The organism is Cobetia sp. UIB-001, from assembly GCF_044789135.1.
Classification (GTDB): domain Bacteria; phylum Pseudomonadota; class Gammaproteobacteria; order Pseudomonadales; family Halomonadaceae; genus Cobetia; species Cobetia amphilecti.
The window spans coordinates 2,997,543-3,020,851 of the sequence record NZ_CP058244.1; the positions used below are offsets into that span (position 1 = coordinate 2,997,543).

Genomic DNA, 23,309 nt, shown 5'->3' on the forward strand with positions numbered 1-23,309 from the left:
CAACCTGAAGGGCCCCGCCAGTCACGGCGGGGCCCTTCGCGCTTCAGCACACCCAGGAGTCGGTCAGATGCTGGCCAGCCCGAACTTGATGCACAACGTCACCAGCACCAGCAGGAAGAGGGTTTCCACCACCATCAGGATCACCGGCTTCCAGCCCACCACCGCCAGCTTCTGGAACGACGTCTTGACGCCCAGCGCGGCAATCGCCGCCACCAGACACCAGCGCGACAGGTCGGTGAAGCCTTCCACGGCGACACTCGGCACCCAGCCGAGGCTGTTGATCAGCACCAGTGCCACGAAGGCGATCAGGAAGGTGGGGAACATCGGCACCTTGCCGCCCTCATCGCCATTGGCCTGGCGCGCACTGCGGAACAGCAGCATGAAGACCATCACCGCCGGCACCAGCATCGCCACCCGCAGCAGCTTGACGAAGGTCGAGACGTCCCCGGTGTGCTCGGAAATGATGTAGCCCGCGCCCACCACCTGAGCCACGTCGTGGATGGTGCCGCCGAGGAAGATGCCAGCCTCGGCATCATCCAGCCCCAGCAACCTGACGATCAGCGGATAGGTGATCATCGCCACGGTCGAGAGGGTCGTCACCCCAACCACGGTCATGATGGTGTGGCGCTCGCTGGTGGCGTTGCGCGGCATCACCGCCGACAGCGCCAGTGCCGCCGAGGCACCGCAGATGGCCACCGAGCCACCGGTCAATAGCCCCATGTCGCGGTCCAGCCCCATCACGCGGGCCAGCAGCGCGCCGAACAGGATGGTCGCCACCACCCCGAGCACCACCGTGATCACCGGACCGAGGCCGAGACTCGCGACCTGCTCCAGCGTGATGCGCACGCCCAGCAGGGCCACGCCGAGGCGCAGTACCGTCTTGGAGGCGAACTCGATGCCCGCCTTGCACGGCCCCTCCTCGGAGAGAAAGTGCAGCGACATGCCGAACAGCAGCGCATAGAGCAGCGTCGGGCCGCCGTAATGATCGGCGATGAAGGTGGTCGCCAGCGCGATGATGATGCAGATCAACAGGCCCGGCATGATGGTGCGCACGCGCCCTTCCAGGGTCCGCCACAGGCTGGTGGGCGGGGTGGGTGTGTCGTGCAGTGATGAACTGTTGTCAGTGGCCACGCGGATTCCTCTTGAAGACCAGCAAGCGGTGACGGGCAAGCTGCCCCGCCGCGATGTGTCGTTCAGGCACGCAGGCCTGCTAGCTGGCCTGGGCCATGTTCACCTGGGCGGCCTTGATCATGTCGGCGGCCTTCTCGGCGATCATGATGGTCGGCGCATTGGTATTGCCGGACACGATCACCGGCATGATCGAGGCATCCACCACGCGCAAGCCGTGCAGGCCATGGACACGCAGCTCGTCATCCACCACCGCCAGCGCATCGTGACCCATCTTGCAGGTGCCCGCCGGGTGATAGATGGTCTGGCTGAACTGACGCGCGGCTTCCAGCAACTCCTCATCGCTCTGGTAGTGCGCGCCCGGCACGTACTCTTCGCTGATCACCGAGGCCAGCGGCGCTGCCTGGGCGATGCGCCGCGCCACCTTGATGGCATCGACCACCACGCGGCGGTCTTCCTCGGCGCTGAGATAGTTGGGCTGGATGGAAGGATAGATGCTGGCGTCGGCGCTGGTGATGCGCACCCGGCCGCGACTGTGCGGGCGCAGCTGACACACCGAGGACGTGAACGCCGAGAACGGATGCACGCCATCGGCGGGCTTGTCGGCACTCAGCGGCTGCATGTGGAACTGGATATCAGGGCGCGTCAGCCCCTCGCGCGACTGGGTAAAGGCGCACACCTGACTGGCCGCCAGCGTCAGCGGGCCGGTACGCGTGAAGAGGTACTGGGTGCCGACCGCCAGCTTCTTGAGCGGATGACGTACCTCGTCATTGAGGGTGCGGCACTGGGTCTTGAACACCAGCCGTACCTGCAGGTGGTCCTGCAGGTTTTCCCCGACCCCCGGCAGCGCGTGCAGGCATTCGACGCCGACACTGGCCAGATGCTCGGGCTCACCGATACCGGAGCACTGCAGAATCTGCGGGCTGCCGATGGCGCCGCTGGACAGCAGCACCTCGCGCTCGGCGCGCGCCGTGTGGATAGTGCCCTTCACCTCGTACTCGACTCCCACTGCGCGCTTGCCTTCCAGCAACACACGGCGACAGTGCGCATGCTTGACCAGCGTCAGATTGCTGCGCGTGAGCGCCGGGCGCAGGAAAGCCCTGGCCGTGCTGCAGCGCAGGCCCTTGTAGGTGGTCTGCTGGAAATAGCCGACCCCTTCCTGGCGCTCGCCATTGACGTCCTGGTTGAGCGGAATCCCCGCCTCCACCGCCGCCTCGATGAAGCGCTCGGCGATCTCGCGCTTGAGGCGCAGGTCAGAGACATGCAGCGGCCCATCGGTGCCGTGCCATTGGTTGGCGCCACGCGCCTGACACTCCGACTTGCGGAAGTACGGCAGCACTGACGCGTAGTCCCAGCCCTGATTGCCCGCGGCCGCCCAGTCGTCGTAGTCCTCGTGCTGACCACGGATATACAGCAGCCCATTGAGCGAGCTGGAACCACCCAGCACCTTGCCCCGCGGCCACTGCAACCGGCGACCATTGATGCCCTTGTCAGGGTCGGTGAGATAGCACCAGTCGGTGGCCGGGTTATGCATCGTCTTGAAATAACCCACCGGCACATGAATCCACGGATTCCAGTCCGAGCCGCCGGCCTCCAGCAGCAAGACCTTGATGGAGGGGTCTTCGGTTAGACGATTGGCTAGCACGCAACCGGCTGAACCCGCTCCGATCACGATGTAGTCATAGGCGGCTGATGCGTCTGCATTGGCGTAACGTATTGTTTTCATTATTTTATATACCATATCGAGACATATTGTCTCATAATCATGGTATCAAAATTTGGATTCGTCAAATACGAAACGTATTGTCTCAATATCTTTGCCAAAGCTGAAAAAGTGCCCTACATTGAGATTTGAAACGCCGATAACGGTACTTTTCGTCTCGTTATACGACCAACTATGTAAGACGAACTAGCGAGAACGACACAGACTGCCATCAATGGCAGCCACCAGAGAGGCCAGAAGCAGGGCTCATGGGCTCTGGAGACGTGCTTGAGGAGAGTTTGAGGAGAGCCTGAAGAGGGCTTGAGGAGACTCTGAAGAGAATTTGGAGTGGCTTTGAAGAAATAGCGGATATGTCTGACAAGCGCTCCAGCATTCTCTGAAGAGACATGCTCTGAAAAGACACTCTCTGAAGAGACATGCTCAGAAAAGACACTCTCTAACTAGACACGCTCTGAACAAGCACTGCGAAAACGCCTGACAAATAAAGACGGGCAAATCAGGACAGCAAATAAGGACGGATAAACAAGCACTTGGCTAAAGAAGTGATCAACGAACGGCTTGCCAGACAAGCAGCGGAAGCAAGCCCCGCACCGCAAGACCCATAACAACGCCAACACAGGGCGAGTGATACGACATCACTTCCCGGCCGCCAGGCCTGCATCCCACCACAAAAGCAAACACAATACCGGGAGCACTACCATGCCATCGCCACTCAGCAAGCTGTCACGCCGTGACTTCCTCGACATCTCGGGTCGCTTCGGTCTGACCTCGACCCTGCTGGCCGCCACCGGCCTCGGCGCAGGTCTCACCGCGTCCACGCTGGCGCGCGCCGCCGACCAGGAGCAGCAGAAACGCTACAAGACAGCGCCCAAGTTCCAGCTGCGCTTCGGTGCCTCGGGCTTCAATGAGCGCAATCTCGATATCCAGAAATCCGGTCAGCTGTTCTTCGCGCGCGACCTGGAAGAGCGCACCAACGGCGCCATCCGCGTCGAGTTCATGGGCAGCAACGAGGTCTGCAACCAGCTGGACTGCGTCGGCAAGACCCAGCAGGGCATCGTCGATATCTACTCGGCCTCCACCCAGAACTCCTCGGGCAGCGCGCCGTATCTGAACGTGCTCGATTTCGCCTACCTGTTCCCCACCGTCGCCTCGATGTTCCACTTCTTCTATCACAAGAAGAGTGAGCAGCTGCTGCGCGAACCACTGCGCCAGCGCCACAACCTGCAGTTCCTGTTCACCCACTGTGACCTGCGCGGCATCATGCTCGGCCTCAAGTGGCAGGACAAACCGCTGGTCACCAGCATCGATGACCTCAAGGGCACCAAGAATCGCGTCACCGGCACCCAGATGGGCCGCATCGCGATGGAGCAGCTGGGCCTGAACCCGGTGCCGGTCGCCTGGGAAGAGACCCTCGATGGCCTGCGTCAGGGCCTGCTGGATGGCGCCGAGACCTGGATGAGCGCCGTGGCCTACGCCGGCATGGCACCGGTGGTGTCCCAGGCGGTCGACCTGCGATTCTTCGCCGGCACCGAACACACCGGCATGAGCCTGCCCAAGTTCGACAGCCTCGGTTCCGAGCTGCAGGACCAGGTGATGGAGTCCGCCTACTGCGCGCAGATCTTCACCCAGGGCATGAACGAGGCCGGGCGCTTCGAGATCGTCGGTGCCACCGAGCACCCCGCCGCCGGCACCGTCTTCGCCGAGAACAACGTGCGCGTGGCGCCGCTGTCGGACGCCGAACGCTCACGCGCCGAGCAGATGTGCTCGCCGGAATTCAATCCCGAGCCGTGGGAGCAGTGGCGCGAACGCCTCAACAAGTGGTCCGGCGGTCTCGATATCTATCAGGAAATCCATGATGTCGCGCGCGAGATTCCGCGTGATGTCGCCGCCGTCAACGTCAAGCCGCAGCGCTGGTGGAGGGGGTAATGGGCGATACCACCATCTTCAGCCAACCGACCAAGAAACCTGCCCTCAAGAAGGCCGCGCCCTGGGCGCGTCCCTTCCTGTGGCTGGACGCCCATCTGGAACAGGTCGTCATACTGATCGCCTATTCCGGCATGGCCGGCATCATCTTCGTCGAAGTCATCCGGCGCTTCTTCTTCGGCCTGCAGGCCCCCTGGAGCACCAGCATTCCCGTGCTGCTGTTTTTGTGGCTGACCTGGTTCGGCGCCTCGCTCAACGTCAAGAAGCGCACCCACCTGAGCCTCAACGAGATTCGCATGAAGCTGCCGCGCGGTGGCCAGTTCGCCTGCCTGATCCTCGATGCCGTGCTGTGGATCGGCTTCGGGCTGATGGTGATCTACTTCACCACCACCCAGGTGACGCTGGCCTACGACAACTACGCCATTGTGCCGGGCACCGACAACGTCATGCAGTGGTGGTTCTACCTCGCCACGCCGCTGGCGTGGGTGATGATCATCTATCGCGTACTGCAGAACCTCTACGCCGACTGGGCGCGCTATCGCCGCGGCGATTCCTTCAACCTGCAACCGTCCATCATGGACTGAGGAGGTCAGCATGACAGACGGTATCTGGATCTCCCTGATCACGGCGGGTGTGACCGCCTTCTTCCTGCTCGGCGTGCCCATCTTCCTCGTCATCGGCCTGTGGGTGGTCGGCACCAGTCTAGTGATCGACTTCACGCTGGCCAATGTCGGCGTCACCCTCTTCCAGGGGCTGAGCTTCTTCGGCCTGCTGGCGTTGCCGCTGTTCATCCTCACGGGGGACCTGATCAACGCGGCGGGCATCGCCAAGCGACTCTCCGACTTCGCCTACTCGACGCTGAGCTGGATGCGCGGCGGGATGGGCATGTCGACCCTCGGCGCCTGCGGACTGTTCGCGGCGATTTCCGGCTCCAACGCCGGCACCACCGCCACCATCGGTTCGATCATGCAGCCCGAGATGGTCAAGAACGGCTATGACGAACGCTTCGCCGCCGCCACGGCGGCCTCCGGCGGCACCGTGGGCATCATCATTCCGCCCAGCATCATCTTCATCGTCTATGGCTTCATGATGAACCTGTCGATCAGTGACCTGTTCATCGCCGGCATGGTGCCGGGCGCCCTGATGGTGGTCGCGATGATGGGGGCCTGCTATCTGGTCGCGCGCAAGAATGGCTGGGGCCAGCTGCAGCCCTTCAAGGCCGGTGTCAGCGCCAGGCTGGCGCGCAAGGCCTATCTGGGCTTCGCGACCATCGGCGTGGTGGTCTACGGCATCTACTCGGGCAAGTTCTCGCCGACCGAAGCCGCCGCCATCACCGTGGGCTTCACCATGATCGCGGGGCTGTTGATCACCCGCGAGATCAGCCTCAGGAAGCTGCCGACCATCATGCTGCGCTCGGGTCAGATCGCCGGCATGCTGGCACCGCTGATCGCCATCTCGGTGGTCATGCAGCAGCTGCTGTCGGTGTTGGGTGCCGGACAGGCGCTGAGCGAGATGCTCAGCGGCATCGACAACTACTACCTGACGCTGGGCACCTGCATGCTGATCATCCTGCTGGCGGGCATGATTCTGGAAAGCCTGCCGGTGACGATCATCCTGGCGCCGATTCTCGCGCCCATCGCCCAGCAGGCCGGGGTCGATCCGATCCACTTCTCGGTCATCTTCCTGGTCGGTGCCGCCATCGGCTTCGTCACGCCACCCTTCGGGCTCAACCTGTACGTGGCCAGCAGCATCACCGGCATTTCCTACGTCAGACTGGTCAAGTACGTGATTCCCTACTTCATCGCGCTGATCGCCTGCTGGCTCGCCATCTGCCTGGTGCCTTCCCTTTCCCTGTTCCTGGTAAACCTGTAACACTAGCCTCATCGACAGCCCCGCGAGGGGCTGTCTTCGTCTCATCATCGCAGCCTTCGCCAAGGGGTCCGCTGCCGTGATGAATCGATGCACTGACGCCTTGCCACCCTGCCCCTGTCGGCCCCGGTCATCCCGAGTGACATGCGCCCGACAGCAGGATGAGGACACTAGATGAGCAAAGACACGCCCACCAATTCGACGCTCTTTCGCGCACTCGGCCTGCTGGAAGAAATCGTCACCACCCAGCACGCCGTCAGCGCCGCCGACCTCGAGAAGCGCTTCGACATCCCCAAGCCGACCGTCCATCGCCTGCTCAAGCAGCTGGAAGAACAGCAGCTGATCAGTCGTGATCTGGATGGCCGTCACCTGCTGCCCGGCCCGCGCTTTCGGCGCATGTCGCTGGGTGCACTGGCCAATGAAGGCCTCAAGGTGCCGCGCCGTGTCCTGCTGGAACGGCTGGCGAAGGAAGTCGGCGAGACCTGCAACCTGACGCTGCTCGATGGCCACGAGGTGATGTATTACGACCGCGTGGAAACCAACTGGCCGGTGCGCATCCAGCTGGCGCCCGGTTCACGCCTGCCGCTGCACTGCACCGCGAGCGGCAAGCTGTTTCTGGCGCTGATGCCGCTGCATCGCCGCCGCGCCCTGCTCGCACATCTGGCGCTGGAAGCGCACACGCCCTGCACCCTGACCTCGCGGGCCACGCTGGAAGAGGCGCTCGACACCGTGGCGCGCAACCAGCTGAGTACCGATGATGAGGAGTTCATCCAGGGCATGGTCGCCATCGCGGTGCCGGTCTTCGATGAGGTCGGCCAGATCCAGGCGACATTGGCGATCCACGCGCCGCGCCTGCGCCACTCCATCGACTCCCTCCTGGAGTGGGCGCCGCTGATGCGCCAGATCGCCACTGAGCTGGAAGGCACGCTCTGAGGCGCGCGCCTTGTGCGCACATGACGCATGAGGTGATCCCGTCCGGCCCCGAGTGACACCTGAGCCACGCTGACGATGGGCCACGCTGACGATGGGCCATGATCCAAAACGCTCGCCCCCGCAGACAGTCACTGTCCTGTGGGGGCGAGCTTTTTTCATGTGCCAACTTGCTGAGTACCGCTTTTCCTCAAGCGTCTCTCTCCTGCGGTCAGGGCGTCGGTACCACCACCACCGGAATGCTGGCGCGCTTGATCACCCCCTTGGTGACCTTGCCCGCATAGGAGGCCACGAAGCCGCGCTTGTTGGTGGCCATGATGATCATGTCGCAGTCATGGCGCGTGGCGTAGCGGATGATCTCCGAGGCCGGATAGCCCTCCACCACATTCAGTCCGGCGATCACCGGGCGCGGGTCGCCGTTGTCATGGGTGCTCCAGAAGTCCTCCAGCATCTTTTCCAGGCTCTCCTTGGCCTGATCGAGCCGCTGCTGCATCAGGCCCTCCAGCGTCGGCTTGTGGCGGATGTTGACCTTGAGGGTGTTCATCACGTCATCTGACAATGACTTGACGGTATGCAGCACATGCAGCTCGGCGCCGGTCGCTCCCGCCAACCACACCGAGCGCGCCAGTACCCGCTCACAGTCTCCGCGCAGGCCTACACAACACAGAATTCGTTTGACTGCCGGCATCGTCCTTCTCCTCGTTCATTGCAGGGCTAGCGTTCAGATGGCACTTCAGTAACCCATCACCCTGGGTAGCCACAGCGAGATTTCAGGCACATAGGCGATCAGGAAGATGGCCGCCACCGAGCCCGCCGCGAACGGCAATGCCTTCAGGGAAATCTCCTCGATGGAGGCCCCGCCTATCCCCGAGGCCACGAAGAGGTTCTCCCCCAATGGCGGCGTCTGGAAGCCGATGGCCAGTGCACAGACCACCACGATGCCGACGTGCACCGGGTCCATCCCCAGCATGTACATGATCGGCAGCAGCACCGGGGTGAGAATCATGATCGCGGCCAGTGTCTCCATGAACATGCCGACGAACAGCAGGAAGAAGATGATCATCGCCCAGATCAGGTAGAGGTTGTCGGTCATCGCCAGCATGCCCTCGGCGATATGGGCCGGCACGCGCTGCTCGACCAGCAGCCGCCCGAAGACCGTCGCCGTGAACAGGATCAGCAGCACGCGACCGGTGATCCAGGTGGTGGTCTCCAGGGTGCGCAGCGTCGGCTTCCACTTGAGTTCCTTGTGCAGGAAGATGCCGACGATCAGGGTGTAGACGATGGCGACGATGGCGGATTCGGTCGGCGTGAAGAGGCCGCTGTAGATGCCGCCCAGGATGATGAAGGGCGCCAGCATCGACCAGACGCCCTTCTTCAAGGTGGCGCGAATATGGGGCCACGACCAGCTGTTGGTCAGCCCGCGATAGCCGCGTTTCTTCGAGATCACGTAGTTGATCAGCAGCAGGAAGCCGGCGATCACCACACCGGGCATGACGCCGGCGATGAACAGTTTCGGGATCGACAGTGTCTGGAAGTCACCGTGCATGGCCACCGCTTCAGGCGGCGGCTGCAGGCCCATGCCGGAAATCCCGAAGATCACCATCGGGATCGACGGCGGAATCACCACCCCCAGCCCACCGGAAGAGGCCGTGATCGCCGAGGCATAGCCACGGTCATAGCCGCGCTTGGCCATCGCCGGAATCATCAGCATGCCGACCGCCGCCGTGGTGGCCGGTCCCGAGCCGGAAATCGCGCCGAAGAACATGCAGGCAAATACCGTGGCGGCGGCGAGTCCGCCCGTCACCGGCCCGGCGAAGGCCTCGGCGATATCGACCAGCCGTCGCGAGATGCCGGCGGCCTCCATCAGCGCCCCGGCCAGAATGAAGGCCGGCAAGGCCATCAGCGGGAAGGAACCCACCGAGGTAAAGGCGATCTGCACGAACGCCATCGGGTTTTCATCGATGCTCAGATAGGTCGCCAGCGCCGCGACACCCAGCGAGACGGTGATCGGTGCACCCAGCACCAGCAGCAGGAAGAAGACGCCAAACAGGATGTAGATGATGGTGGAATCGATCATGACTTGCCGCCCTCCTGTCTGTCACTGGGCTGTCCATCACTGGCCTGTGCGTCGCTGGCCGGTGGATCAATGGCCTGGCCGTCACCGCCCTGCTTCAATTCCTCCATTGCCTGGGAATCCGGGTCCACGATGTCTTCCTTGCGCACGAACTTGAGATAATTGGTCTGGATGATGCGCACCGTCATGGCGGTAAAGGCCAGCGGCAGAATCAGATAGAAGTACTTCATCGGCACACCCAGCGTCTGTGACTTCCAGAACAGATTCATCTTGTTGAACACGAAGTCGTAGCTGTAATAGATGAACACCGCATTGAAGGCGATCCAGATGATATCGGTCAGCACACCGCAGAGGGTTTCCACCCAACGCGGCAGGAATCGAAACTGGAAGGTCACGCGGTTATGCGCCGACATGCGTGTGGCGTAGACGGCGCCTAGATAGGCAAACCACACGAAGGCATAGGTCGCCAACTCGTCTCCCCAGGGAATCGAGTAGCTGAAAAGGTTACGCAGCATGATCTGCGTGAAGAGAATGATGACGAACACCACCAGCAGGAACTGGCAGAGATAGTTCTCGATATTATCCAGAAACTTCAACAATACCCGCATGGATACACATCCCCCGACATCGCCAGCGATGACCACTTGACGCCACGTTTCCCCTGCCAGCGATCACATGTCGACGACATGCTCCTGGTATGCTCATGACAGGTGCCGGCAGGCAGGGGAATCCGGGCGGGCCTTGAAAGCCTCAGCCGTTCAGCGAATCATCAGGGCGCGGTGGACGGATCACGTCCGAGGGTCTCGAGCACTTCGATCAGCTTGTCGCGGCCGCCGATGCTGTCATAGAAGTCCGGCCAGATGCTGGAGGCCTTGGCGATCCATTCCTGCTCGTCATTGGCGGGCTGGGTGATGGTCATGCCGTGCTCTTCCACCAGTGATTTCTTGATGGAATCCTCGGTGGCCAGCAGGTAGTCATAGCTGTGCGACGTCGCCTCTTCACCAGCCGCCAGCACCAGTTGCTGGTTCTCTTCGCTGAGGCTCTGGAAGGTGCCTTCGCCCATGATCAGCGGTTCCATCGAGAACACGTAACAGCTGTCGGTGACGTGGTTCTGCACCTCATAGAACTTCATGGCATCGATGGTGATGTAGGGATTGTCCTGACCATCGACGACGCCCTGTTGCAGGGCAGTGAAGGTCTCGGACCACGCCAGCGGGTTGGGGTTGACGCCCCAGGACTGGTAGGAGGAGATCATGATCTCGTTCTTGGGCACGCGAATGACCATGCCTTCCAGGTCTGCCGGCGAGGCCACCGCCTGCTTGGAATTGGTCAGACGACGACAGCCGGAATAGGCCCAGCCCAGAATGCGGATACCGGAATCGCGCAGGGTGTTCTCGCGCAGCTCATCGCCTATCTTGCCTTGCGTCAGCGCCTTGGCATCGTCCGGGCCGTGGATGACATACGGCAGGGTCAGCACGCCGACGGTCGGCGAGAATGGCGTCAGGTTGTTGATCGCGACCACGGACAGGTCAACGAGGCCCATGCTGGCGTTGTTGACGGTATCCTGCTCGCTGCCCAGCTGGCCGTTGGGGAACAGGTCCACCTTGATGTCGCCGCCGGATTTCTCTTCCACCAGGCTTGCGAAGGTCTTGCCCAGTTCATACTGGGTGCCGCCGGCCGCATCGCCGAGGGCCATCTTCCAGGTCGCGGCATTGGCGCCGGCGGCCATGCCCAGACTCGCGGCAGTCACCGCGATGGCCAGCGTGGACTTGAAGGCGCTGGTGCGAGATACGCTGGTGCGAGATACGCCAGCGCGAGTCAGCAAGCGGAGGTCTGAAAGGGTCTGTGTCGAGTCGATCATCTTGTCTGTCCCGTCGTTATTGTTGTTGCGGGCTCCTGACGGCTGCGCGTGATAGCGAGCGGGGTACTGCACCTCATATCGTCAATGACTTCGCGTCTGCACCACTACCTTGCAACGTCTCATGTCATTCACGATTGCCATCACCTGCTCATCTACAGCCCCAGGAAAGGGAGTGTGAAGTCGCGTCGTGCTTGAATTGTGCTTTCGTTGTACCTGCCAGATCACTTTCTCCCCGTGCGCCATTCCTCGATAGAACCAGTCCGTCGGCATCGATGGGGCCAGTCCCGGCTGGCTATTGCTCTCCCGACAGGGGTCTGCCTCAATGAAGCCGTACCGGTGGCTGCCACCTCAGGGCAGGCAGCACCCCGCGCGCCACTCACTGACGGCGCACCGCGGGGCAATCAGGTACAGAAAATGCATATAAAACGGGCACTTCCGCTGGAAAGTCCTCGTGACGACACGCTCGCGAAAACAATAGAGAACACGCATGAGCCATCCGCTGTTTCACCTCGATTCCTCGCGCAAGGAAAGCCTGCAATTCCAGATTCGCGAGCAGATTTCCCAGGCGATTCTCGAAGGCCATCTGCCACGTGATGTCGCGCTGCCCTCCAGTCGCAAGCTGGCCCGCGAGCTGAATGTCGCGCGCAATACCGTGATGCTGGCCTATGAGCAGCTGCTGGAAGACGGCTTTCTGATCGCCCGCGAGCGCAGCGGTTACTTCATCAATCCCGAGATTCTCAAGGGTCGCGCCGACACGCCGGTGCGCCTCAATGACATCGAGGCCGACAGCCTCGACTGGGATGAGCGGCTGGCCTTCAAGCCCTCTGAGCAGCGCGCCATCGAGAAGCCCGGCGACTGGCACCAGTACGACTACCCCTTTCTCTATGGCCAGCTGGACCCGGAATTCTTCCCCACCCAGCACTGGCGCGAATGCAGCCGCGACTCGATGAGCGTGCCGTCGATTCGCAGCTGGTCGGTGGACCATCTCAACAATGACGACCCGCTGCTGATCGAGCAAATCCACCAGCGGCTGCTGCCCCGCCGCGGTGTCTGGGCAAGCCCGGAGGAAATCCTGATCACGGTGGGCACCCAGCAGGCGCTGTGGATCAGCTGCATGCTGCTGCTCAAGCAGGGCCAGCGCTTCGCGATGGAGAACCCCGGCTACGTCGACATGTACAACATCGCCAGCACCTTCACCGATGACATCCAGCTGCTGCCCATCGACGACAAGGGCATGCAGCCGCTGGAATCGCTCAAGGACTGCCGCCTGCTGTATGTCACGCCCAGCCACCAGTCGCCGACGACCATCACCCTGCCGCTCGAGCGCCGCCGCCAGCTGCTGGACATGGCCGAGACCGGCAACTTCCTGATCATCGAGGACGACTACGAGAGCGAGAGCAACTACGCCGACAACCCGACACCCGCGCTCAAGAGCCTCGACCGCCACAAGCGCGTCATCTATGTCGGCAGCCTCTCCAAGACCCTCGCTCCCGGCCTGCGCCTGGGCTACATGGTCGCGCACCCGACCCTGATTCGAGAGGCCCGCGCCCTGCGCCGCCTGATGCTGCGCCATCCGCCGACCAACAATCAGCGTGCGGTGGGGCTGTTCATCGCGCGGGGCTATCACGACAGCCTGATCAATCAGATGCACCAGGTGATGCAGCGGCGCTTCCTGCTGATGCGTGACGCCATCCAGCGCCATCTACCGATGATGAGCACGCCGGCCACCTACGGCGGCTCCTGCTTCTGGATGCACGGCCCGAAGAATCTGAATGCCCACCGCCTGGCCGCCCTCGCCCGCGAGCAGAGCATCCTGATCGAGGTCGGTGACCTGCACTTCTTCTGCAATCGCGACAGCCACCGCCACTACTTCCGCCTCGGCTTCTCGGCGATTCCGGAATCACGCATCGAAGCCGGCATCCTCAAGCTGGCCGCGCTGGTGCCGCTGGCGATGGACGAGGCGCCGTCAGTTGCAGGCGCAGAGACAGAAGCAACAGAGATGGACGCAACGAAGACGGACGCACCGGAAACACAAGCACAGCCGTTACCCCCTCAGCCCGCCCTGCCTACGCCCCACGGCGCATCACGTCGACAGCGCGCCAGCTAGCCTGACCCTTGCGAGGAGATGAAAGACGAGGAGATGAAAGGCAAGGCGAGCCGCCGTATCGACCATGGCTGAGGCAAACCTTGCCCCCTCACAAGAAACGATAACTCGTAATTATTATCCTATAGATAACAAAGATGCTCCCGCACCGATCATGAGAGTCGATCAATGCGGGAGCATCCAAGTCATCGTGGCATCAGTGGCGAGTCACACCTACTGCGCCTCATCCTTCATCGCGTACCAGCGATACAGACAACGCTGGCCGGTGCGGCGGAACGGTGCGAACAACGGGGATTCGACCTTGTTGAGCACATTGGGATACGGCAGGCGTGACTGGAAGATCGGCAGTACCAGATCCGCCGCGTCCCTGGCGATCCATTGAGCGAGGCGCTTGCCCGCCTGGGCGGAATACATCACGCCGTTGCCTCCATAGCCCATGGCGTAATAGATGCTCTGCTTGGGGTCCGGCTGATGGATGCGCGGCATCATGTCGTGGCTGACATCCACCCAGCCCCACCAGGAGTAATCGACCTCGATGCCGCTCAGCGCGGGGAACTTGCGATGCATGTCGGCGATCAGCAGCTGCTCGTATTGCGCCTTGGGCGCGTCACGCCCCGAGACGGCACTGCGACTGCCGATCTGCAGGCGGTTGTCCGGCAGCAGGCGATAGTAGTGGCGCAGCACGCGGGTGTCGGTGAGCACCTGATGGGTATGGAAGCGGGTCGCCTCGATTTCCTGCGCCGTCAGCGGGCGCGTCACCAGCGAGTTGGAGAGCACCGGCATCAGGCGCTTGTCGAGCTCCGGATGCAGCTTGCCGGAGGTGTAGCCGCCAGTCGCCATGCCCACCGAGCGCGCCTTGACCACGCCACCCGGCGTCGTCAGATAGTGCACGCCATCGCGGGTCTCCCAGCTCTCCACCGGACTTGCCGGGTGCACCTTGACGCCCAGGCGGCGCGCCTTGCGCAGATAGCCGAAGGCCAACTTGCCCGGGTGCACGCCGATGCCTTCCGGTTCGTGCATCGCACCGCAGGCCTCTTCATCACCGACCCACTCATTGCGCACCGTGGCGCCATCGATGATGCGGGCATCGTAGTTGAAGGTCTCGCGCAACAGGCGCGCTTCCTTCTCCAGCCCCGGCATCATGCGCTCGCGATGGGCGATGTACAGATGGCCGCCCGGCTGCGGATCGCAGTCGATGTCCTTGATCAGCTCCTTGAAATTCTCCATGCCCTCGACGCATTCGCGGTGCAGGCCGTGGGCGGCCTCGAGTCCGTAACGCTCGATCCACTGCGAACGCTTGAGGCGGCCGGTGGCGCACTGCGCCTGCCCGCCATTGCGGGTCGAACAGCCCCAGCTGACCCGATTGGCCTCCAGCACGGTGGCCTTGATGCCGTACTTCTCGGCCAGCACGATGGCGGCGGTCAGCCCCGTGAAGCCGGAGCCGACGATCACTACATCGGCGTCGATATCGCCCATCACCGGGCCGTCGTCTGCCGGCGGCTCACCGGCGGTGGCGACCCAGTAGGTCGGCGCGTAGTCACGCCCTTCGCCGGGGGTGGCGCTCACCAGCGGGTCATAGGCCGGGTCATACGGCCGCGAGGCCTGAGTGGCCGGACGCTGCTCTGATTCGTTGCCCATGTCCGACGGCCGGGCGCCGTGCTGCACGATAGTTTCCATCTCGAACACCTCCTCTCACCTACGGGGCGCACGCCATGACCTGACCCCATGACGTGCTGCCCCCGAGGCAAAGACAGCTTCAGAAACCTCTTCCCTGATCGGTGCGCCGCTGGCGCTCAGACGTTGACGGGCGGACGGTTCTTGCGGAAGGCATTCTTGATCGCGATCTTGCCGTCACGCAGCGTGAAGGCGTCGATCATGCGCGCTTCGCTGCGCGCGCCATCGGCGGTGGTGCCGGTGTAGGTGCTGATGACGAAGCCACGCTCGCCATCGGCGAAGATTTCCGCGTCGATCCACTGGGCATCCGGCGCGTTCTGCCAGGCAGCGGAGAGGCCCGCACGCACGGCGTCCTGACCGGCGAAGGTCTTGCCTTCGAGTTCCGGCCCGGCGATGGCGAGGAATTCGCAGTCATCGGTCATCATCGACAGGCAGTCGTCGATGTCGTGACGGTTGAGGGCATCGCAGAAGGCGGTCAGCAGTTCGATGGTGGCTTGGTGAGTCATGGGTCGGGCTCCGCAGTCTTGTTGTTGGGCTTGTTGTTGAGCTTTTGGCTGAGCTTGTTGTTGAGCTGATAAGCGGCAGCAAGCGCTGCGCCATGACCCGAGACTACGCCGACACTTGCACCGCCCTTTAGCACCAGTTGGCTGCCACCGATTGGGCCAGTTGGCACCAAGAGGGCTGCCCTGGTACCAACTGGTCCCATTGCGCCGCCTTGGGACGACTCAAACTGCGAGGGCCGTGGGCGCTGCCACACCCGGTGGCATGAAGGCCTCCGCTGACATGAAGCTCTCGCGCCCGAGCAGGATGTCACTGAGCAGGCGCGTGGCGGCGGGCGCCAGCACCAGGCCATTGCGATAGTGACCGGCATTCACGTAGAGGCCATCAAGTCCCGGCACCGCGCCGATGAAGGGCGTGCCATCCGGCGTGCCCGGACGCAGGCCGGCCCAGTGATGCTCCGGCGCCTGCTCACCCAACGCCGGCAGAATGCTCGCGGCGCTGGCATGCAAAGACTCACGTGCCTGCGCGGTGGTGGACTTGTCGAAGTCCTGATGCTCCAGGGTCGAACCGATCAGAATCCGCCCATCGGCGCGCGGAATCACGTAGCGGCCATCGCACAGCACCACCCGCGACAATAGCGGCTCAGCCGCACTGCAAAGCCCCGCCGCCACCGGATTGAAAACCATCATCTGGCCCTTCACCGGGCGCACCGGCAGCAGCACGCCGGCCGCGGCGAGCAGCCTGCCACTCCAGGCGCCGCCACATACCACGACGTTGTCTGCACTGACGGTCTCATCAACAAGCCGGACGCCCGTGACACGCGATGGCGTGGCAAGCACCAGCTGCGTGACCTCGCACTCTTCACGCACCCGGATACGCGGATGCGCCAGCAGACGCGCACGCAGCGCCTGACCGAGTCGCGGATTGCGGATGCTGCCGAGCGTCGGCATCCACAGCGCCTGCTGATGGCCACTGGCCAGATGCGGCTCGCGCGCGTAGAGCGCCTCACGCTCGATCACCTCCAGCGGCTTGTGCTGGGTGCGCGCCCAGTCCAGCGCCAGCGCCTCATCCTCGACCCGCAGGTAGATCAGGCCCTTCTGGCGGTATTCGGGGTCGATGCCGGTGGCGTCCTTGAGCGCCTCGGCAAGCCTGGGGTATTCGCCTTCTGACCAGCGTGACAGTGATGAGATGGCGCTCGAATAGCGCCACGGATACAGCGGCGAGACGATGCCGCCACCGGCCCACGATGCCTCGCGTCCGCACTGGCCGCGCTCCAGCAGCGTGACCGTCTGGCCGACCTCGGCCAGCTGCCACGCCATCATCATGCCCATCACGCCGCCACCAATGATCAGGGTATCGCTCATCTGCCTTGCTCCTGCGGGGAATGAATAATCACAAATCTCATATTTCGATACAATTTGCATTATTTTTAGAAACAAAGCTATATTCACAGCATTGCCGCCGCCCGGTTTGCCTGTCTCCCCGCGACAGGTCTGCCGGGCAGCCACCAACAAGAATGACGAGGGAGACACCCCGTGAGCGACGCCACCTTGACGCCTTCCAGCAGTGATGAAAGCTCTGCCAATGATGCAAGCTCTGCCAATGATGCAAGCCCTGCCAGCGATGCAGGCCCCGCCGCCTCTGGCGAGCAGCCGCTGCCCGCCGGTCAGTTGCAGCCCACTGAGCTGCGCGGCGTGCGCGAGCTGTTCGGCATCGACAGTGACCTCAAGGTGCCGGTATTTCTGGAGCGCGACGCCCACGTGCCGGAAATCGACCACGCCTATCGCTTCAATCCCGATGTCACCCTCGCCATTCTCGCCGGCTTCACCAACAACCGCCGCGTGATGGTTCAGGGCCTGCACGGCACCGGCAAATCGACCCATATCGAGCAGATCGCCGCGCGCCTCAACTGGCCGTGCCTGCGCGTCAATCTCGATGGCCATGTCAGCCGGCTGGATCTGGTCGGCAAGGACGCCATCGTGATTCGCGACGGCGTGCAGGTCACCGAATTCCAGGAAGGCATCGTGCCCTGGTCGCTGACCCGCCCCATCGCGCTGATCTTCGATGAGTACGATGCCGGCCGTCCGGACGTGATGTTCGTCATCCAACGCATTCTGGAGCGCGACGGCCACTTCACGCTGCTCGATCAGAACCGCGTGATTCGCCCGCATCCGCAGTTCCGGCTGTTCGCCACCGCCAATACCGTCGGGCTTGGCAATCAGGATGGGCTCTATCACGGCACCCAGCTGCTCAACCATGCGCAGATCGACCGCTGGAACATCGTCGCCAAGCTGGATTACCTGCCGCGTGAGGAAGAGGTGAAGATCGTGCTGGCGCGTGTGCCCGCCAAGGACAACGAGCGTGGCCGCGCCCTGATTCGCGCGATGGTCGCGGTGGCCGACCTCACCCGCAAGGGCTTCGCCAATGGCGACCTGTCGAGCCTGATGTCGCCGCGCACCGTGATCACCTGGGCGGAGAACTGCGAGATCTTCCGCAATCCGGCGCTGGCCTTCCGTCTCTCCTACCTCAACAAGTGCGATGAACATGAGCGCCCGCTGGTCGCCGAGTTCTATCAGCGCTGTTTCGCCAAGGAACTGGAGGAATCCGCGGCGCTGATGGAGAGCGACCTGATGGATGAGCAGGACAGCGACAAGGGAGCCCGGGCATGAGTGCGGCCCAGCAGGTACGCCGTCGTCAGCAGTATCTCGAGGAGCTTTCGGCTGCGAGTCTCGGGGCACTCAGCGGTCAGGCCGGCTGGGCCTATCGGGGGCGGCGCCTGAGTCGGCATGCTCAGGCGTTGCCATTGCGCACGCCGCATCTGCGCCTTGAGGAAGATGACTGCACGCTCGACAACTATCGCGCGGTCAGCGATGCCATCGCGCTGCGCTTGATCCACACCGACGAGGCGCTGCATCTGGCGGCGCGTCCGGCGCTGCCGGAAACGCGCCTGATCTATGACCTGCTGGAGCAGCTGCGCGTCGAGGCGCTGGTCGACCCTGACATGCCCGGCGTGAAGGAGAATCTGGAGCGGCGCTTCACCGACTGGTGTCTGGCCTTCTATCACGCGGGCCTGACCGAGACGAGCAGCGGCATCCTCATCTACAGCGTCATCCAGTCGTGCTGGTCGCGCCTGATGGCCTGTGCGGTGATCCACGAGACGGAGGATTACATCGAGACGACGCGCGCCTCCTTCTATCAGGCGCTGGGCGCTGACATGGCGGGGCTGAGACGCACGCGTTTCGATCAGGCGGCCTATCAGCAGCATGCGCTGAACATCAGCCTGTGGCTGGAGCAGGAGTTGGCCGAATCACTGGAGGAGCAGGACGGCGAGGAGGATGACGAGTCAGAGGCCAGCCAGCGCTTCGCACTGTTTCTGGAAAACGAGGATGAGGAAGCGAGTCTGCTCGAGGAGCAGGCGGCGTCGCAGCTGCCGAGCCATCGGCGTGGCGCGCCGGAGGAATTGCTTCCCTATCAGGTGTTCACCACGGCCTATGACCGCGAGCTGGAACCGGCCAGGCGCATGCGCGCGGCCCTGCTCGATGAGTATCGTCAGGCGCTGGATACGCGTCTGGCGGAGCAGAAGATCAACGTGCGGCGCCTGGCACGACAGCTGGCGAGCCATTTCAGCTCGCCGCAGCGTGAGGGCTGGCACTTCGGGGAGGAGGAAGGAATCATCGATGGGCGGCGGCTGAGTCAGGTGATTTCCTCGCCGGCCGAGCGGCGGGTCTTCCAGCACGAGCGCTGGGTGCCCGAGGCCAGTGCGCAGGTCAGCTTCCTGATCGACTGCTCCGGTTCGATGAAGGTGCATGGCGAGGCGGTGGCGATGCTGATCGAGATACTCACCCGCGCGCTCGACATGGCCGGTGTGCCCACCGAGGTGCTCGGCTTCACCACTGGCGCCTGGAATGGCGGCCGCGCCCTGAAGGACTGGCGGCGCGCCGGCAAGCCCGCGCGTCCGGGCCGCCTGAATGAAGTGCAGTATCTGATCTTCAAGCCCGCCTCACTGGCGTGGCGACGTGCGCGCCGCAACTTCGGCGCCCTGCTCAAGGCCGATCTCTACCGCGAAGGCGTGGATGGCGAAGCCGTGCAATGGGCCTGCTCACGGCTCGCCGATAGCACTACTGCCGACGAAGGCGCGCGCCGTCTGCTGGTCGTCATCTCCGATGGCAGCCCCTGTGACAGCGCCACCAACACCGCCAATGATGAACAGTACCTCGACAGCCACCTCAAGCAGGTCGTCGCACAACAGACCCGCTCCGGCCGCCAGGCCATCCTCGGCCTCGGTGTCGGGCTGGATCTCAGCGCCTACTACCCCAACCAGCTGATCATCGATCTTGAACGCACCCTCGATAACGCCCTCGCCGATGAAATCGTGTATCACATGGCGCTGGCGTGTCGGCATCAGGGGATGTGATCAAAGATTAAAGTGCGCTATGTGAGAGCACAGAGTGCTTAAAAAACATACCAGTATTAATTTTTTATATATCCATAAAAAACAAGTTATGATGCCACCTCAAGAGGTATATCCTTAAGAGAAAAATTTCCTTCCAAAATAATCTGCTAGAAAAATTGGAAAAGCACTCAACACAGCAACCTCATCATTAGGTAAGAATTTAGATATTTGAGAATTAGCTATGGCTAACGAATCTGCCGTGTACTCCAGAGGATATTGATCATTTATAAAATCATCAACAGTACAATCATTGCATGTCATAAAATTGGCTTTCTTGACATTACATTCTATGAGCCTTAGCCAAAGAGATCTTCTAATTTTCCTATGATCTTGATACACCCTATCTCCCCTCGCAACAGTCAACCCCTTATATTTCTTACCATTGCAGTCTGACAAACTAACAGTTCTGGTGAGATATTCCTCATGATTATCTATGTCTCTCAAAGCCTCTACCATGGGATAGCTAATAAATAGCTTACCATTACCAGTTTCATCATTAAACTTCTCAAGCATATCTAACAACTTATCACTAGAGTAATGATCATCACGAGGCTCCATATCAAAAAATAGATATATTTGACTAATTTGGTCACGTCTCAAAGAAGCCAATTCGTCTTGTTGCTGTATAACTGGGTTAAGCTCTCTAATTATCTCAAATGGGTCTAAATCTTCATCTTCCGACAGCACCCTAAACAACTCATAAATATCATTGCAATAGCTAACCAACACATGACCATCACTATTGTCAAAAAAAGCGCTCCTTAGACTATTAAAATAATCTTTTTCACGAATTTCTCCTTCAAAAACAAATAGTGTACGTTCCATTAGCTAGACATACCTTTATATATTTTTTCTAAGTTATGAGCTTTTCTTAACTCTTTATTAGTCATTTCGGTTATAGACTTAATCCCTTCGTCCAGTACAAAATAACAATCAGGACGAAGCAAGTCATTGCTCATAACACCGGTATTATGTGTAGTCATAATAGTCTGACATTTAGATTCAGCAACCTTCTCAACAATACTGGATGCTAATGCATGATGGTAAAAGGCGTCGAATTCATCAATGAATGCAAAAGTAACTTCTTCGTTTTTAAGCCTCAGCCACCAAAAATAGAAAACACCTAATGATAATGTTCCTGTAGAAGCCGCAACACCAAATTCTAGTTGATTTTTCCCAAAATCAAAATAGATACCTTTTTCACCGCTTGATGTAGCATCAACTATCAGCTTACAGGAAACACCAGCCTTATTTAGAAAACTTTCAAAATCTTGCACTGAGCCTGAATCAATAATACTTTGAGAAAGGCGTTTAACACCAATATTTTTACCTACAGACTCGCCAGTACGAACTTCACTCAATGAGCGGAAAAACACCATACCCTCTACAAACTTGAGGAATTTCTCGAAGCGATGCTTTGTTACAGTATCATCCAACAATGCATTATTGTTCACATATTTCAATAAAGAAATATTGGAATCACCTACATCAGTTTTTAATGATTCTGCCCCAGCTAACTCAATATTTGCCAAGGTCGACTGCCGCCGATCAATTTTTAGAACAACCTTCTCATCAATAACCAGCTCTTCATATACTAGCTGTGTCAATGATTTCTTTCCATAACGATATACAACATTTACATTGTCAATTAAAAACTCAAAAACAAATTCAGCCAACTCGACGCCGTGCCCACCATGAAGATAATTATAATCAAGAGTATTTGGATAACTAGAAGAATCCACTAAATGAAGTACTGGATCAACCATAGCAAGTCCAAGATTAGATTTACCTACACCATTTCGACCATAGATCATACCATGTTCAACTATACCATTATGTATGGCCTTATCGTTGAACTCATATTGTTGGCTAGTTAAATCTAACTTTAACCACTCAGAAAAATTTCGAAAGTTTTTTACAGCAAATTTATGCAGCATTTCATTTTTCTCCCATTAATATGCCATGAGCATAGCAGCCTTTCATCTTGCCGTAAAAAAAATACGGCAAGATGAAAGAGCGGCGATCGGGATCAAGAAATGCGCTGCTGCGCCTGAACGACAGTGACCGCAATGACATTGAGGATGTCGGCGGTGGAGCAGCCGCGTGAGAGGTCGTTGGCGGGTTTGGCGAGGCCCTGGAGCAGCGGGCCGATGGCTTCTGCGCCGCCGATGCGTTCAGCGAGCTTGTAGCCGATATTGCCGGCTTCCAGATTGGGGAACACCAGCACGTTGGAGGTGCCTTTGACACGGGAGGTGGGCAGCTTGCGCTCGGCGATTTCCGCCACGATGGCGGCGTCGAGCTGCACGTCTTCATCGATGGCGATATCCGGACGTTGCTCGCGTACCCGATGCGCGGCCTGCACCACCTTGTCCACCGAGGCGTGATGCGCGCTGCCATTGGTGGAGAACGACAGCATCGCCACCCGAGGGTCTTCCCCGAGCAGGGCCTGGGCGCTGTCGGCGGCGGCCAGCGCGATCTGCGACAGCTCCTCGGCGTCGGGGTCGATCACCAGCCCGCAGTCCGAGAAGATCATCCCGCCCTTCAGGTTGTGGAACGGCTTGCACAGCATCATCAGAAAGAAGCTGGAGACCAGCTTGCTACCCGGCGCCAGCCCGAGCAGTTGAATGGCGGTGCGGACCACATCGGCAGTGGTGAGCACGGCGCCGGCCACCGAGCCATCCGCCAGCCCTTCGCGCACCAGCATGTTGGCGAACGTCAGCGGATCACGAATCTTCTCGGCGGCCTGCTCCGCCGTTATACCCTTGGCCGCGCGATGCGCGTGCAGCGCCTCGGCAAGCCTGGCGGTGTGCTCGGAAGTGACGGGGTCGATCAGCTCGAGCCGTGCCAGCGCCTGATCTCCAAGCCCGGCTTCTCTGGCGGTGGCGGCGATGACGATGGGGTCGCCCACCACCATCACCTGCGCCAGGCCCTGCTCCGCCGCGCTGACCGCCGCCTGCACCACCCGCATGTCCTGCCCTTCGCAGAGCACGATACGGCGCGGGTCTGCCTTGGCCCGCGCCAGAATGTTGTTGAGTGCCTTCATGTCTGTCTCCTCGCTGCCCTTGCAGG

At 60.8% G+C, this 23,309-nt stretch carries 19 protein-coding genes; 7 read left to right on the top strand and 12 right to left on the bottom strand.

Annotation, left to right across the window (positions count from 1 at the left end; all coding sequences use genetic code 11):
* Positions 1-63 precede the first annotated feature (63 nt).
* Together HA399_RS12495 and HA399_RS12500 are read right to left on the bottom strand one after the other, a co-directional pair.
* Positions 64-1,131, bottom strand: a complete 1,068-nt coding sequence (locus tag HA399_RS12495) for a YeiH family protein (protein WP_225347067.1) — start codon at positions 1,129-1,131, stop codon at positions 64-66.
* Between the two features lie 79 nt (positions 1,132-1,210).
* Positions 1,211-2,854, bottom strand: coding sequence for a GMC family oxidoreductase (locus tag HA399_RS12500; protein ID WP_404325150.1), 1,644 nt, complete (start codon positions 2,852-2,854; stop codon positions 1,211-1,213).
* A gap of 696 nt (positions 2,855-3,550) precedes the next feature.
* Between HA399_RS12500 and HA399_RS12505 the strand changes: the two genes are divergently transcribed.
* From HA399_RS12505 to HA399_RS12520, 4 genes are all read left to right on the top strand, one after another.
* Positions 3,551-4,777, top strand: a complete 1,227-nt coding sequence (locus HA399_RS12505) for a TRAP transporter substrate-binding protein (RefSeq protein ID WP_172978708.1) — start codon at positions 3,551-3,553, stop codon at positions 4,775-4,777.
* Complete coding sequence (locus HA399_RS12510) at positions 4,777-5,358, top strand: TRAP transporter small permease (RefSeq protein WP_082388272.1); 582 nt, start codon at positions 4,777-4,779, stop codon at positions 5,356-5,358. Before HA399_RS12505 ends, HA399_RS12510 begins: the two co-directional genes overlap by 1 nt.
* Before the next feature lie 10 nt (positions 5,359-5,368).
* Positions 5,369-6,646, top strand: a complete 1,278-nt coding sequence (locus HA399_RS12515) for a TRAP transporter large permease (protein ID WP_054555518.1) — start codon at positions 5,369-5,371, stop codon at positions 6,644-6,646.
* Between the two features lie 171 nt (positions 6,647-6,817).
* Positions 6,818-7,576, top strand: a complete 759-nt coding sequence (locus HA399_RS12520) for an IclR family transcriptional regulator (RefSeq protein ID WP_043331346.1) — start codon at positions 6,818-6,820, stop codon at positions 7,574-7,576.
* 208 nt (positions 7,577-7,784) lie between these two features.
* On the opposite strand, the gene HA399_RS12525 is transcribed toward HA399_RS12520, so the two are convergent.
* The 4 genes from HA399_RS12525 to HA399_RS12540 all read right to left on the bottom strand — a co-directional run bounded on the left by HA399_RS12525 (position 7,785) and on the right by HA399_RS12540 (position 11,508).
* Positions 7,785-8,261: a universal stress protein gene (locus HA399_RS12525; RefSeq protein WP_043331347.1), complete on the bottom strand. Its 477-nt coding sequence runs from the start codon at positions 8,259-8,261 to the stop codon at positions 7,785-7,787.
* 45 nt (positions 8,262-8,306) lie between these two features.
* A complete protein-coding gene (locus HA399_RS12530; protein ID WP_348471716.1) occupies positions 8,307-9,650 on the bottom strand; it encodes a TRAP transporter large permease in 1,344 nt (447 codons plus the stop codon).
* Positions 9,647-10,255: a TRAP transporter small permease gene (locus HA399_RS12535; protein ID WP_404325151.1), complete on the bottom strand. Its 609-nt coding sequence runs from the start codon at positions 10,253-10,255 to the stop codon at positions 9,647-9,649. The genes HA399_RS12530 and HA399_RS12535 overlap by 4 nt, the downstream gene beginning before the upstream one ends.
* 161 nt (positions 10,256-10,416) lie before the next feature.
* Positions 10,417-11,508 carry a TRAP transporter substrate-binding protein gene (locus HA399_RS12540; RefSeq protein ID WP_404325152.1) on the bottom strand — a complete coding sequence of 364 codons (1,092 nt, stop codon included), beginning with the start codon at positions 11,506-11,508 and terminating at the stop codon, positions 10,417-10,419.
* A 487-nt stretch (positions 11,509-11,995) separates the two neighbouring features.
* On the opposite strand from HA399_RS12540, the gene HA399_RS12545 reads away from it, so the two are divergent.
* On the top strand, positions 11,996-13,615 hold the full coding sequence (locus HA399_RS12545) for a PLP-dependent aminotransferase family protein (RefSeq protein WP_404325153.1): 1,620 nt from the start codon (positions 11,996-11,998) through the stop codon (positions 13,613-13,615).
* 210 nt (positions 13,616-13,825) lie between these two features.
* Here the strand turns inward: HA399_RS12545 and HA399_RS12550 are convergent, their stop codons facing one another.
* The 3 genes from HA399_RS12550 to thiO all read right to left on the bottom strand — a co-directional run bounded on the left by HA399_RS12550 (position 13,826) and on the right by thiO (position 17,151).
* Positions 13,826-15,289, bottom strand: coding sequence for an FAD-binding oxidoreductase (locus HA399_RS12550; protein WP_197738684.1), 1,464 nt, complete (start codon positions 15,287-15,289; stop codon positions 13,826-13,828).
* Between the two features lie 116 nt (positions 15,290-15,405).
* A complete protein-coding gene (locus HA399_RS12555; protein WP_054555520.1) occupies positions 15,406-15,792 on the bottom strand; it encodes a nuclear transport factor 2 family protein in 387 nt (128 codons plus the stop codon).
* Positions 15,793-16,011: 219 nt separating this feature from the next.
* Entirely contained in the window at positions 16,012-17,151 is a 1,140-nt protein-coding gene (gene thiO, locus HA399_RS12560; RefSeq protein ID WP_404325154.1) for a glycine oxidase ThiO, read from the bottom strand.
* 171 nt (positions 17,152-17,322) lie between these two features.
* Between thiO and HA399_RS12565 the strand changes: the two genes are divergently transcribed.
* Both HA399_RS12565 and HA399_RS12570 read left to right on the top strand, forming a co-directional pair.
* Positions 17,323-18,456: an AAA family ATPase gene (locus HA399_RS12565; RefSeq protein ID WP_404325155.1), complete on the top strand. Its 1,134-nt coding sequence runs from the start codon at positions 17,323-17,325 to the stop codon at positions 18,454-18,456.
* Entirely contained in the window at positions 18,453-20,201 is a 1,749-nt protein-coding gene (locus HA399_RS12570; RefSeq protein ID WP_404325156.1) for a cobalamin biosynthesis protein CobT, read from the top strand. Before HA399_RS12565 ends, HA399_RS12570 begins: the two co-directional genes overlap by 4 nt.
* 114 nt (positions 20,202-20,315) lie before the next feature.
* Here HA399_RS12570 and HA399_RS12575 read toward each other — a convergent pair whose 3' ends face one another.
* The 3 genes from HA399_RS12575 to pta all read right to left on the bottom strand — a co-directional run bounded on the left by HA399_RS12575 (position 20,316) and on the right by pta (position 23,283).
* Positions 20,316-21,065, bottom strand: a complete 750-nt coding sequence (locus HA399_RS12575; RefSeq protein ID WP_404325157.1) for a hypothetical protein — start codon at positions 21,063-21,065, stop codon at positions 20,316-20,318.
* Positions 21,065-22,177: an ATP/GTP-binding protein gene (locus HA399_RS12580; protein WP_404325158.1), complete on the bottom strand. Its 1,113-nt coding sequence runs from the start codon at positions 22,175-22,177 to the stop codon at positions 21,065-21,067. Before HA399_RS12580 ends, HA399_RS12575 begins: the two co-directional genes overlap by 1 nt.
* Positions 22,178-22,269: 92 nt before the next feature.
* A complete protein-coding gene (gene pta, locus HA399_RS12585; RefSeq protein WP_404325159.1) occupies positions 22,270-23,283 on the bottom strand; it encodes a phosphate acetyltransferase in 1,014 nt (337 codons plus the stop codon).
* Between the last annotated feature and the right edge of the window lie 26 nt (positions 23,284-23,309).